The sequence below is a fragment of the Pseudomonas sp. GW821-FHT04D07 genome, from assembly GCF_059420225.1.
Genome location: NZ_JBWKTH010000001.1, coordinates 366,261 through 378,828, shown reverse-complemented (window position 1 = coordinate 378,828; position 12,568 = coordinate 366,261). Strand labels below are relative to the sequence as shown.

The following is a 12,568-nucleotide window of genomic DNA, read 5'->3' as shown; positions in this document are numbered from 1 at the left end:
GAACAGCAGGGAGCAGCCGGAATGAGCCGTGTCATCGACATCGCCCTCGATGCGAACAGCATCGATGCCCAGGCCGCGAGCTGGTTCGCCCGTCACCGCGACGCCCCCGAACAGCCGTTGGACAAGGCGTTCGAAGCGTGGCGGGCGAAGCCAGAGCATGCCAAGGCCTATGCCGAGTTCGAAGCCCTGTGGGCGGACTTGGCACAACTGCGCCAACTGAATCAGCCGGTGTTGCCGGCAGCGCGGCGCAAGCGTCTCTGGCGACCGCTCCTGACCGGCGTGGCGGCGTTGCTGTTCACATTGCTGAGCGCCAATGTTGGCGCGCCAAATACCCCGTACCGACATCAGGTCGCCGCCCATGCCCAGGGCACCCGTAGCCTGAAACTGCCGGACGGCAGCACCCTGTACATCAACGCCAATACCCGGCTGCGCATCAATTTCCGCGCCCGGCAGCGGGATATCTACCTGGATCAAGGCCAGCTCTACCTGGAAGCGGCCGCTGACAAGGAGCGGCCGCTCTGGGTCCATGCCGGCAACGCCCGCGTGCAGGTGGTGGGCAGCGGTTTCGATGTGCGCCGCGGCCAGCGCCAACTGGTGGTCAACGTCGCCCATGGCCAGGTCGCCTTCGAGCCCGAAGGCGATCCGAGCAACGTCATCCTGCTCGAAGCCAGGCAACGGGCGATCTTCGACTACACCAAGGGCACGCTGCAGCAGCAGGCCCTGAGCAGCGAGGAAATCGCTGACTGGCGCAGCGGCCACCTGACCTTTCGCAATCGCGAACTGGCCAGCCTGATCGACGAATTGAACCTGTACCGCAGCAAACCGGTACAACTGGCGGACGGTCCACTGGCGCACCTCAAGGTCTCCGGCAGCCTCGATGTGAGGGACCCGGACGCCCTGCTCAATGCCCTGCCCGCCTTGATCCCGGTGAAAACCGTGGCCCTGGACGACGGCCTGGTCAGGATCGAAAGCCGCAAATAGCGATCTGCCGGGATCGCGTTATTTTTCAACCCGCATTCGAACGGACCACGCTGAGCTCCGTTACCTGGGCCCGACGCTGGCTCAGATAACGGGTGCAACTGACCCGCAAAAAGGAGGCGAAATTCAGCACCTCCCCGCGAAAGTCCATCACCTCTTCGTAGAGCCGGGTGATCAACTGGTTGGTGGTCATGCCGTCAGCCTCGGCGATCTCGCCAAGGATGTCCCAGAACTGGTTTTCCAGGCGCAAGGTCGTCACCACGCCACGGATGCGCAGCGAACGGGAACGCGATTCGTAGAGAATCGGATCAGCCTTGACGTAGAGCTCACACATGACCCGCCCCTCCCTTACAACGTGATCTTGGTACCCAGCAGTCCGAGGAACGCCGCCAGCCAGCTTGGATGCGCCGGCCAGGCCGGGGCGGTGGCGAGGTTGCTCTGGACGTGGGCCTGGGTCACTTCGATATCGATATAATGACCACCGGCCAGCCGCACCTCCGGGGCGCACGCCGGATAGGCGCTGCACTCGCGACCGTCGAGAATCCCCGCCGCCGCCAGCAACTGCGCGCCATGACAGACAGCGGCAATCGGCTTGCCGGCGCGGTCGAAGGCCTGCACCAGTTGCAGGACCTTGTCATTCAGGCGCAGGTATTCCGGTGCACGACCACCGGGAATCAGCAGCGCATCGTAGTCGGCGGCATCGACCTTGGCGAAATCGAAGTTCAGGGCGAACAGATGCCCCGGCTTTTCACTATAAGTCTGGTCGCCCTCAAAGTCATGGATCGCGGTGCGCACGGTCTGGCCGGCGCTTTTGTCCGGGCACACCGCATGCACCAGGTGACCGACCATCAGCAGGGCCTGGAACGGCACCATCACTTCGTAATCTTCGACGTAATCGCCAACCAGCATCAGAATCTTTTTCGCGGCCATGGGGGGAACTCCTCTGGGTAAATGCTTGGGCAGACAAGAGTAGTCAAGGTAGACCCTGTGCACGCCGGTGGGTAATCGCCGGCTACTACGCAGGCCGCCCACGGCAAACTGTACGGACAACTCTCTACCCAGCTGTAAGGGCGAACCGACGGGACTTTATGGCTAGATGACAGGCCCTGTTCCCCTGATGACTGGCCAACATTTATGTCCTCCCGTGAAAACACCGGCATGCTGCTCGGCCTGCTGGGTGTGGTGATCTTCAGCCTGACCCTGCCCTTCACCCGTATCGTGGTGCAGGAAATCCATCCGCTGCTCAACGGCCTCGGGCGTGCCCTGATCGCGGCAATTCCGGCGGCGGCACTGCTGCTGTGGCGCCGGGAAAAGTGGCCGACCTGGAGCCAGGTCAAGGGCCTGTCACTGGTGATCATCGGGGTAATCCTGGGTTTTCCGGTGCTCTCGGCCTGGGCCATGCAGACTCTGCCGGCCTCCCATGGCGCCCTGGTCAACGGCCTGCAACCCTTGTGCGTGGCGTTGTACGCGGCCTGGCTGTCCCACGAACGGCCATCCCGGGCCTTCTGGGCCTGCGCCGCCCTGGGCAGTGCGCTGGTGCTGGGTTATGCGCTGATCAGCGGTGCTGGGAGTATTCAGCCCGGAGACCTGTTGATGCTCGGCGCCATCGCCGTCGGCGGCCTGGGCTATGCCGAGGGTGGCCGCCTGGCCCGGGAGATGGGCGGCTGGCAGGTGATCTGCTGGGCGCTGGTGCTGTCGGTGCCGATCCTGATCGGCCCGGTGCTGTATCTGGCCTGGCAACATCAGGGCGCGATTTCCACCAAAACCTGGTGGGCCTTCGGTTATGTGGCGATGTTCTCGCAGTTTCTCGGCTTTTTTGCCTGGTACGCCGGACTTGCCTTGGGCGGTATCGCCCGGGTCAGCCAGATCCAGCTGTTGCAGATTTTCTTCACCATCGCCTTTTCAGCGCTGTTCTTCGGCGAACACGTCGAGCCGATTACCTGGCTGTTTGCCGCTGGCGTGATCGTCACCGTGATGCTCGGGCGCAAGACCAGCGTCCGCCCGGCGCAACCGGGCAGCTTGCCAGCAGGCGTTCAGCTCAAGTAACCGTCGGCCCGCAGCAGGGTTTCCAGGCAGTGCTCCTGGATCTGATAGAACGCCTTCAATTCCTCGATCTTCAGCAACAATTGCGCCGGGGCCACTGGCTCGGCGCGTTTGACCGCGAGGATCATCTTGTTCTTGTTGGTGTGTTCCAGGGAGATGAACTCGAAGACCTTGGTCTCGTAGCCACAGGCTTCGAGGAACAATGCCCGCAAGCTGTCGGTGACCATCTCCGCCTGCTGCCCCAGGTGCAGGCCGTATTGCAGCATCGGCTTGAGTAACGCCGGGCTCTGGATCTGCAAACGAATCTGCTTGTGGCAGCACGGCGAGCACATGATGATCGCCGCGCCCGAACGGATACCGGTGTGGATCGCATAGTCGGTGGCGATATCACAGGCATGCAAGGCGATCATCACTTCCAGCTCGCTCGGCGCCACGCTGCGCACATCGCCGCATTTGAATAGCAACCCCGGATGCTCCAGGCGGGCCGCCGCCGCGTTGCACAGGCTGACCATGTCCTCGCGCAACTCGACCCCGGTCACCTGCCCTTCGACCTGCAAGGTATTGCGCAGGTAATCGTGGATGGCAAAGGTCAGGTAACCCTTGCCCGAACCGAAGTCCGCCACCCGCAGCGGCTGGTCGAGCTTGATCGGCGAGTGGCTCAGGGCGTGGGAAAACACCTCGATGAACTTGTTGATCTGCTTCCACTTGCGCGACATCGCTGGAATCAGCTCGTGCTGCGGGTTGGTTACCCCCAGGTCGCTGAGAAACGGCCGGCTGAGCTCCAGATAGCGGGTCTTCTCGCGATTGTGCTCGGCGGACGGCACTTCTCGTGCCTGCTGGGCCTTGCCCTTGAACAGCGTGCTCTTGCCCTTCTTGCTGTACTCCAGTTGCACTTCGTCGGTGAGCGACAGCAGGTGGGCATTCTTGAAGGACGCCGGGAGCAACCCGGCGATGATCGCCTGGCCTTCGGCGAGGGCGAAGTTCTTGGTGATATCACGGGTCTTGTAGCGATAGACAAAGGACAGGCACGCCTGCTCCTTGACCGTCACCTGCTTGATGATCAGCCGTTGCAGGTCCGCTTCGTCGCCTACGTACTTGGCCAGTACCAGCTTGATAAAGGCGTTCTGGCTCAGGCTGGTGTCCAGCAGGTCGAGAAATTGTCCGTGGTGGTCCGGCGCGGGCTGGGCGGGAGTGGCAGTAGCTGACATGGAAAAAGCGCCTCGGGCGTGCGGGATCTGGATAAGGGGAATGCCGGGCATTTTAGGCGGGATGGGACGCCAGGGCACGGGCTTATTTCGTCATTCGTCCGGATACCGCGCCCGAACCGCGGGCCTCAGCCCAACAGCACCAAACGGTTAGGCAGTTCGTTACGCGCCTGGGTCACCGGCACATGGGCCTTGAGCAGTTCGCCGCAGGACTCGATGCAGCTGATAAAACCCTGCAAGGTCTGCCCTTGTTTGACCCGCTCGGTGAAGGCCTTGACGATGGGCTCCCAGGCACTGTTGTCGAGCCGCTGGGAAATCCCCTTGTCCACCAGGATTTCGACATGGCGCTCGGCCTCGCAGACAAAGATCAGGACACCGGTACCGCCGACGGTATGGTGCAGGTTCTGTTCGAGAAACTGCCGCCGCGCCAGGCCCGACGCCCGCCAGTGCCGCACCGAACGCGGAATCAGCCGGCTGGTGATCGAGGGGATGCGGAACACCAGGCACAGCACGATAAAGCTGCTCCATTGCACCGCCAACAGGCTGTGGCTATTCATCCAGCCGAAGGCGAAGTTGACGACCCCCGGCACCAGCAGCGCCAGCAGGCTGGCCCACAGCAACGGGATATAGGCGTAGTCGTCGGCACGCCGCGCCAGCACGGTCACCAGTTCCGCATCGGTCTGCTGCTCGACCCGGGTAATCGCTTCGGCAACCTGCCGTTGTTCGTACTCATTCAGTAAGGCCATGGTTGTGCACGCTCTCTAATAGTTATTGTGGACTACCAACTGCCCGATGCTCCGCCGCCACCAAAACTGCCGCCGCCACCACTGAAACCGCCGCCGGAGCGTCCGCCACCGCTGCCACCGAAACCTCCCGAACCGCCGCCCCTGGGCCCGAAGCCCATCAGTTGCATGATCGCGCAGATCAACACGAAGAGCACCATGAGGAAGCCGATCAATACCGGGTGCCGCGAACCGAAATCCCCTTCGGGTTCGGTTTTTTCCGTCAGCGGGCTGCCCAGTACCTTGAGCATGGCATCAACACCGGCACTGATGCCGCTGGAAACATGGTCGCGCTTGAACTGCGGCACGATCAACTGGTTGATGATCAAGGACGACTGGGCATCAGTCAGGCGATCTTCCAGGCCATAACCCACTTCAATCCGCACCTTGCGCTCGTCCCGGGCGACGATCAGCAGCGCGCCGGTGTTCTTGTCCTTCTGACCGATCCCCCAGTGACGCCCCAACTGGTAGCCATAATCCTCGATAGTCGTGCCTTGCAGGTTCGCCACGGTCACCACCACGATCTGCTCGCCGGTGGCCTTTTCATGGGCCAGCAATTGCTGGTTCAAGGCCTCGCGCACCGGTGCGTCGATCATCTGGGCGCTGTCCACCACCCGCCCGCTCAGTTCGGGGAACTGCAAGTCGGCCCTGGCCACCAGCGCCAAGGCGCAGAGCAACAGCCACAGAGCACTTTTGAAAATACGCATGCCTACCTCGTTCGTGATGAAGCAGGGTCGGGCGTTGCCACGTGCACGCGCGGCAACGCCCATCGGGTTACTGGAACTTCACCTGCGGTGCTTTCTCGGCGTCCTGGGTGGTCGCTTCGAACGTCGGGCGCAACGGCAGGTTGCTGTACATCAGGCTATGCCAGAGACGGCCGGGAAAGGTGCGAATCTCGGTGTTGTACTTTTCCACGCTGAGGATGAAGTCACGCCGCGCCACGCTGATACGGTTTTCCGTGCCTTCGAGCTGGGACTGCAGGGCCAGGAAGTTCTGGTTCGACTTCAGATCCGGGTAGCGCTCCGAGACCACCATCAAGCGACTGAGCGCGCCGGTCAACTGGCCCTGGGCGTCCTGGTACTGCTTGAGCTTCTCGGGATTGTCCAGGGTGCTGGCATCGACCTGGATCGAGGTCGCCTTGGCCCGCGCCTCGACCACCGCGGTCAGGGTTTCCTGCTCCTGCTTGGCATACCCCTTGACCGTTTCCACCAGGTTCGGGATCAGGTCCGCGCGGCGCTGGTACTGGTTCTGCACCTGGGCCCAGTTGGCTTTCACCTGTTCGTCGTAGGTGGGAATATTGTTGATGCCGCAGCCGGCCAGCAACGTCGCCAGCAATGCCAGTACGGCGAATCTGCAACTCGAACGGAAGCCCTGTTGTGCCTGCATGCTCGAAAACTCCTTGAAACGTCGAAAAGGGAAAAATCCCAGGATTTTTCTCACCCGGGACTGGGGCATAATCCGCCACCGCCACTGGAATGTGTGAAGCCAATCAGCTAAAAGATGCCCAGCGCGAAAAACAGTTCACAAATGTGCTGGATTATTAGCACAACAATAGTCGCTCCCTATAACTAAACAGCCCGGCCAGTGCGCAACGATCGATCGCCGGACCGGGCCCCCGAGATAATCATTCATGAAGAAGCTGTGTTTGCTGGGCCTCGCTATTGGCCTGGCCAGTCTCCCGGTAGTGGCTGAAACAAAGCCCGCGCCCCTGGAAAACAAGGACGCTTTCATCGCCCAGTTGATGAAGCAGATGACCCTCGAGGAAAAGATCGGCCAATTGCGTCTGATCAGTATCGGCCCGGAAATGCCTCGGGAACTGATCCGCAAGGAAATCGCCGCCGGTAACATCGGCGGCACCTTCAACTCCATCACCCGTCCGGAAAACCGTCCGATGCAGGACGCGGCCATGCGTAGCCGGCTGAAGATCCCGATGTTCTTCGCCTATGACGTGATCCACGGCCACCGGACCATTTTCCCCATCAGCCTGGCCCTCGCCTCCAGCTGGGACATGGACGCCATCGGGCGCTCCGGGCGCGTTGCCGCCCAGGAGGCCAGCGCCGATAGCCTCGACATCACCTTCGCGCCCATGGTCGATATTTCCCGCGACCCGCGTTGGGGCCGAACCTCCGAAGGTTTCGGCGAGGACACCTACCTGGTTTCGCGCATTGCCAAGGTGATGGTCCACGCCTACCAGGGCAAGAGCCCGAGCGAGCCGGACAGCATCATGGCCAGCGTCAAGCACTTTGCCCTCTACGGCGCGGTGGAAGGCGGTCGCGACTACAACGTGGTCGACATGAGCCCGGTAAAAATGTACCAGACCTACCTGCCGCCCTATCGCGCCGCCCTCGACGCCGGCGCGGGCGGGGTGATGGTCGCGCTGAACTCGATCAACGGCATACCCGCCACCTCCAATACCTGGCTGATGCAGGACCTGCTGCGCAAGGAATGGGGCTTCAAGGGCCTGGCGGTGAGCGACCACGGGGCGATTTTCGAGCTGCTCAAGCATGGCGTCGCCAAGGACGGTCGCGAAGCGGCCAAGCTGGCAATCAAGGCCGGCATCGACATGAGCATGAATGACTCGCTGTACGGCAAGGAGCTGCCGGGCCTGATCAAGTCTGGCGAGGTGCCGCAAAGCGATCTGGACAACGCCGTGCGGGAAGTGCTCGGTGCCAAGTACGACATGGGCCTGTTCAAGGACCCGTACTTGCGTATCGGCAAGGCCGAGGACGATCCAGCCGATACCAATGCCGAAAGCCGCCTGCACCGTAGCGATGCCCGGGATATCGCGCGCCGCAGCCTGGTTCTGCTGAAGAACCAGGGCCAGACCCTGCCGTTGCAGAAGTCAGCGAAGATCGCTCTGGTCGGCCCGCTGGCCAAGGCCCCGATCGACATGATGGGCAGCTGGGCCGCCGCCGGCCAGCCAGCGCAATCAGTCACCCTGTATGACGGCATGAGCCGCGCTCTCGGTGACAAGGGCCAACTGATCTACGCCCGCGGCTCGAACATCACCGCCGACAAAAAGGTCGTGGACTACCTGAACTTCCTCAACTTCGATGCCCCGGAAGTGGTGGATGACCCACGCCCGGCACAGCAGCTGATCGACGAAGCGGTCAAGGCCGCGCAGCAGGCCGACGTGGTGATCGCCGCGGTGGGCGAGTCGCGGGGCATGTCCCACGAATCGTCGAGCCGTACCGACCTGAATATCCCGGCCAGCCAGCGGGAACTGATCAAGGCCCTCAAGGCCACCGGCAAACCGTTGGTGCTGGTGCTGATGAACGGCCGTCCACTGACCATCGGCCACGAGCAGGACCAGGCCGACGCCGTACTGGAAACCTGGTTCAGCGGTACCGAAGGCGGCAACGCCATCGCCGACGTGCTGTTCGGCGACTACAACCCGTCGGGCAAGCTGCCGATCACCTTCCCACGCTCGATCGGCCAGGTGCCGATGTACTACAACCACCTGACCATCGGCCGGCCGTTCACACCGGGCAAACCGGGCAACTACACCTCGCAGTATTTCGACGAGGAAAACACCCCGCTGTATCCCTTCGGTTATGGCCTGAGCTACACCGACTTCAGCCTGAGCGACATGGCGCTGTCTTCGACCACGCTGAACAAGAGCGGCAAGCTCGATGCCAGTATCACCGTCAAGAACACTGGCAAGCGTGATGGCGAAACCGTGGTGCAGTTGTATATCCAGGATGTCGCCGGTTCCATGATCCGTCCGGTCAAGGAACTGAGGAACTTCCAGAAGGTGATGCTCAAGGCGGGCGAGCAGAAGGTCATTCACTTCAACATCGACGAGGACGACCTGAAGTTCTACAATACCCAGTTGAAGTACGCCTCGGAGCCGGGCAAATTCAACGTGCAGATCGGCCTGGACTCGCAGGATGTGACACAGCAGAGTTTCGAGTTGTTGTAAGACCTGTAGGAGCTGATTTGCCAGCGATGGCGGTGTCGTACTCACCGCCGCCATCGCCAGCAAGCCGGCGCCTACAAGGTTTCGGGCACGACAACCGCCAGGCGGTGCAGCTCGGATTTGTAGGCGCCGGCTTGCTGGCGATGGCGCCCGGATAGGCGCTACAAGACTCAAGGGCGTCGCCCCCCCCAAGGCACTGCCAAAGCCGACATGCTATCTTTCCCGCCCCTCCCCAGCCTGTCGTTGCCCGTATGCCGCCGATCCCCCGTTCCCTGCGCCTGGCGTTCCACACCCTGCTGATTGTCGCGGGTACCGCCTTGGCCGCCGGCTGGGCCGTGCATCGCGCCGAACAACAGGCCCTGGTCGACGATGCCTCGCGTGGCAAGACCCAACTGACGCTTTACGCCAACGCCCTGCACACCCTGATCGAACGCTACCGCGCGCTGCCCGCCGTGCTCGCCCTCGACCCGCAATTGCGCGCGGCCCTCGCCGGCCCCATCGACGCAGCCCAGCAGGACGCCCTGAACCGCAAACTGGAGCGGATCAACGGTGCGGCACGCTCTTCCACCTTGCAACTGCTGGACCGCAACGGCCTGTCGGTGGCCGCCAGCAACTGGCGCCTGCCCAGCAGCTACGTCGGTCACAACTATGGGTTTCGCCCCTACTTCAACCAGACCCGCATCGAGGGCAGCGGGCACTTCTATGCCGTTGGCGTGACCAGCGGTATTCCCGGCTACTTTCTCGCCAGCGCGGTGACCGGCGACAACGGCGAATTCCTCGGCGCGATGGTGGTGAAGCTGGAGTTTCCGGAACTGGAGCGCGAATGGAGCAAGGGCAACGACACGCTGCTGGTCAGCGATGCCCGCGATATCGTCTTTATCGCCAACCAGCCCGGCTGGCGTTATCGCCTGCTGCGCCCGCTGCGTGACAGCGACCGCAGTGAAATCGGCAGCACCCGGCAATATGACAAGCAGTCCCTCAGCCCCCTTGAATACCGATCCTTGCGGATGTTCGGCGACAACAGCTACCTGACCCGGGTCGATGGCCCGGACGGTAGCGCCGACTACCTCTGGGAATCGCTCGCACTGCCGCCGGAAGACTGGACCCTGCACCTGCTGCGCAAACCGCAGATGGCCGCCGAGGAACAGCGCAACGCCGCCCTCGCCGGTGCAGGCCTGTGGCTGACCCTGGTGTTTCTGCTGCTGTTCCTCAGCCAACGCTGGCGCCTGGCGCGCCTGCGCCAGCGCAGTCGCGAAGAGCTGGAACGCCTGGTCGAGGAGCGCACCCGTGACCTGCGCACGGCCCAGGACGGCCTGGTGCAGTCGGCCAAGCTGGCGGCGCTGGGGCAGATGTCCGCTGCCCTCGCCCATGAAATCAACCAGCCGCTGACCGCCCAGCGCATGCAATTGGCGACCTTGCGCCTGCTGCTCGATCACGGTCGGATCGACGACGCTTACCAGGCTCTCGCGCCGCTGGAGCAGATGTTGACCCGCATGGCGGCCCTCACCGGGCACTTGAAAACCTACGCTCGACAAAGCCCCAGCGGCCTGCGCGAGCCCCTCGACCTGGCCGGCGTGGTCGACCAGGCGTTGCAGCTGCTGGACCCGCGCCTGCGTGAAGACGCAGTCAGCACGGTGCTACACCTGACCCGCCCGGCCTGGGTCCGTGGTGATGCCATTCGCCTGGAGCAGGTACTGATCAACCTGTTGCGCAACGCCCTGGACGCCATGCATGACAAGCCGCTCAAGCGTCTGGAAATCCGTATCGAAGCTCGCCCTCCGGTGTGGCTGCTGACCGTGGGTGACAGCGGCGGTGGCATCGCCGAGGAACACCTGAGCAAGGTCTTCGACCCGTTCTTCACCACCAAGCCGGTAGGCGAAGGCCTCGGCTTGGGCCTGGCGGTGTCCTACGCCATCGTCCATGAACTGGACGGCCGCCTGAGCGTCGACAATCGCCAGGGCGGGGCCTACTTCAGCCTGACCCTGCCGATTGCCCCGGAGATGGACAGACAATGAACGCCGTGATCGTGGTTGACGACGAAGCCAGCATCCGCACGGCCGTCGAGCAATGGTTGAGTCTGTCAGGCTTCCAGGTGCAGACCTTCAGTCGCGCCGAGGAGTGCCTGGCGCAATTGCCAGGGGATTTCCCCGGGGTGATCCTCAGCGACGTGCGCATGCCCGGCATGGGCGGCCTGGAATTGCTGGCGCGCTTGCAGACACACGACCGTGACCTGCCGGTGATTCTGCTGACCGGGCACGGCGACGTGCCCATGGCGGTGGAAGCCATGCGCGAGGGTGCCTACGACTTCCTGGAAAAACCCTTCAGCCCACAGAGCCTGCTCGCCAGCCTCGCCCGGGCCATGGAGAAGCGCCGCCTGGTGCTTGAGAACCGCCAGTTGCATGAACAGGCCGATCACCGCTCCCGGCTCGAGCGCAGCCTGCTCGGGGTTTCCCGGAGCCTGCTAACCCTGCGCCGGCAGGTGCTGGAGCTGGCGGCGCTGCCGGTCAATGTGCTGATCCGCGGCGAAACCGGCAGCGGCAAGGAGTTGGTTGCCCGCTGCCTGCATGACTTCGGACCGCGGGCCGACAAGCCGTTTGTCGCCCTCAACTGCGCGGCGATTCCCGAGGCCTTGTTTGAAGCCGAATTGTTCGGCCATGAAAGCGGGGCCTTTACCGGGGCTCAGGGCAAGCGTATCGGCAAGCTGGAATACGCCGATGGCGGCACGTTGTTTCTCGACGAAATCGAAAGCATGCCGCTGGCCCAGCAGGTGAAACTGCTGCGGGTGTTGCAGGAGCAGAAGCTGGAGCGGCTGGGTTCGAACCAGAGCATCGCGGTGGACCTGCGTATTGTCGCGGCGACCAAGCCCGACTTGCTGGACGAGGCCCGGGCCGGGCGTTTTCGCGAGGACCTGGCCTATCGGCTGACGGTGGCGCAGTTGCGCCTGCCACCATTGCGCGAGCGGCGCGAAGATATCCCCTTGCTGTTCGAGCACTTCGCCTACAGCGCGGCCGAGCGACTGGGGCGGACCTCGACGCCGCTGAGCGGGCCGCAGTTGAGCCGCCTGTTGAGCCATGACTGGCCGGGCAATGTGCGGGAATTGGCCAATGTCGCCGAACGCTCGGTCCTCGGCCTGGGTGAGCCGGAGCCCGACGGCATCGACCCGGGCCAATCCCTGGCGGCACAGCAGGAGGCCTTTGAAGCGCAGTGCCTGCGTTCGGCCCTGAACCGGCACAAGGGCGATGTCAAAGCGATACTCGAAGAACTGCAACTGCCGCGCCGCACCTTCAATGAAAAGATGCAGCGTCATGGCTTGACGCGCGAGATGTTCCTCAAGGACGAGTGAACCCCGCCCAGGAAAACACCGCCTATCAACCTGTGGGAGCGGAGCTTGCCCGCGAAGCTTTTAGCGCTCTCAAGGGCACCTTCGCGGCGGTGCGGCGATCCGACAAGCTCCGCTCCCACAGGTTGTGCTGTGTTTGTCTGGTTCATGTTTCAGCCAGCACATCCCGCATCGGCAATTTTCCGCTTACCGTTTTATCGCCAATAGGCGGATTTCCGCTCACCAAAACCCGCCAGCCCTTCTAAACCGGGCCTTCCGCCGTTGGCACAGCTCCTGCTATAGCCCTGGCAGGCTGCGCTTG

Annotated in this window: 11 protein-coding genes; 5 read left to right on the top strand and 6 right to left on the bottom strand. The window is 63.0% G+C overall.

Going from position 1 to position 12,568, the window contains the following annotated elements:
* The first annotated feature begins 21 nt into the window (after positions 1-21).
* A complete protein-coding gene (locus AC07T0_RS01750; RefSeq protein ID WP_494999575.1) occupies positions 22-981 on the top strand; it encodes a FecR family protein in 960 nt (319 codons plus the stop codon).
* Positions 982-1,006: 25 nt separating this feature from the next.
* Here the strand turns inward: AC07T0_RS01750 and AC07T0_RS01745 are convergent, their stop codons facing one another.
* Entirely contained in the window at positions 1,007-1,312 is a 306-nt protein-coding gene (locus tag AC07T0_RS01745; RefSeq protein ID WP_103498159.1) for a ribbon-helix-helix domain-containing protein, read from the bottom strand.
* Between the two features lie 14 nt (positions 1,313-1,326).
* Positions 1,327-1,908, bottom strand: coding sequence for a DJ-1/PfpI family protein (locus tag AC07T0_RS01740; protein WP_494999574.1), 582 nt, complete (start codon positions 1,906-1,908; stop codon positions 1,327-1,329).
* 204 nt (positions 1,909-2,112) lie between these two features.
* Here AC07T0_RS01740 and AC07T0_RS01735 point away from each other — a divergent pair, with 204 nt between their 5' ends.
* Positions 2,113-3,024: a DMT family transporter gene (locus tag AC07T0_RS01735; RefSeq protein ID WP_494999573.1), complete on the top strand. Its 912-nt coding sequence runs from the start codon at positions 2,113-2,115 to the stop codon at positions 3,022-3,024.
* On the opposite strand, the gene AC07T0_RS01730 is transcribed toward AC07T0_RS01735, so the two are convergent.
* The 4 genes from AC07T0_RS01730 to AC07T0_RS01715 all read right to left on the bottom strand — a co-directional run bounded on the left by AC07T0_RS01730 (position 3,012) and on the right by AC07T0_RS01715 (position 6,394).
* Complete coding sequence (locus AC07T0_RS01730) at positions 3,012-4,229, bottom strand: class I SAM-dependent methyltransferase (protein ID WP_494999572.1); 1,218 nt, start codon at positions 4,227-4,229, stop codon at positions 3,012-3,014. The genes AC07T0_RS01735 and AC07T0_RS01730 overlap by 13 nt on opposite strands.
* Before the next feature lie 125 nt (positions 4,230-4,354).
* The gene (locus tag AC07T0_RS01725; RefSeq protein ID WP_494999571.1) at positions 4,355-4,972 is read right to left on the bottom strand and encodes a TPM domain-containing protein; all 618 of its coding nucleotides are present in this window, start codon (positions 4,970-4,972) and stop codon (positions 4,355-4,357) included.
* A 32-nt stretch (positions 4,973-5,004) separates the two neighbouring features.
* Entirely contained in the window at positions 5,005-5,715 is a 711-nt protein-coding gene (locus tag AC07T0_RS01720) for a TPM domain-containing protein (protein ID WP_494999570.1), read from the bottom strand.
* A 67-nt stretch (positions 5,716-5,782) separates the two neighbouring features.
* Complete coding sequence (locus tag AC07T0_RS01715) at positions 5,783-6,394, bottom strand: LemA family protein (RefSeq protein ID WP_494999569.1); 612 nt, start codon at positions 6,392-6,394, stop codon at positions 5,783-5,785.
* A gap of 244 nt (positions 6,395-6,638) precedes the next feature.
* Between AC07T0_RS01715 and bglX the strand changes: the two genes are divergently transcribed.
* The 3 genes from bglX to AC07T0_RS01700 all read left to right on the top strand — a co-directional run bounded on the left by bglX (position 6,639) and on the right by AC07T0_RS01700 (position 12,270).
* Positions 6,639-8,930, top strand: a complete 2,292-nt coding sequence (gene bglX / locus AC07T0_RS01710; RefSeq protein ID WP_494999568.1) for a beta-glucosidase BglX — start codon at positions 6,639-6,641, stop codon at positions 8,928-8,930.
* A gap of 248 nt (positions 8,931-9,178) precedes the next feature.
* Entirely contained in the window at positions 9,179-10,942 is a 1,764-nt protein-coding gene (locus tag AC07T0_RS01705; RefSeq protein ID WP_494999567.1) for a sensor histidine kinase, read from the top strand.
* The gene (locus tag AC07T0_RS01700; protein WP_494999566.1) at positions 10,939-12,270 is read left to right on the top strand and encodes a sigma-54-dependent transcriptional regulator; all 1,332 of its coding nucleotides are present in this window, start codon (positions 10,939-10,941) and stop codon (positions 12,268-12,270) included. Before AC07T0_RS01705 ends, AC07T0_RS01700 begins: the two co-directional genes overlap by 4 nt.
* Positions 12,271-12,568: the final 298 nt, after the last annotated feature.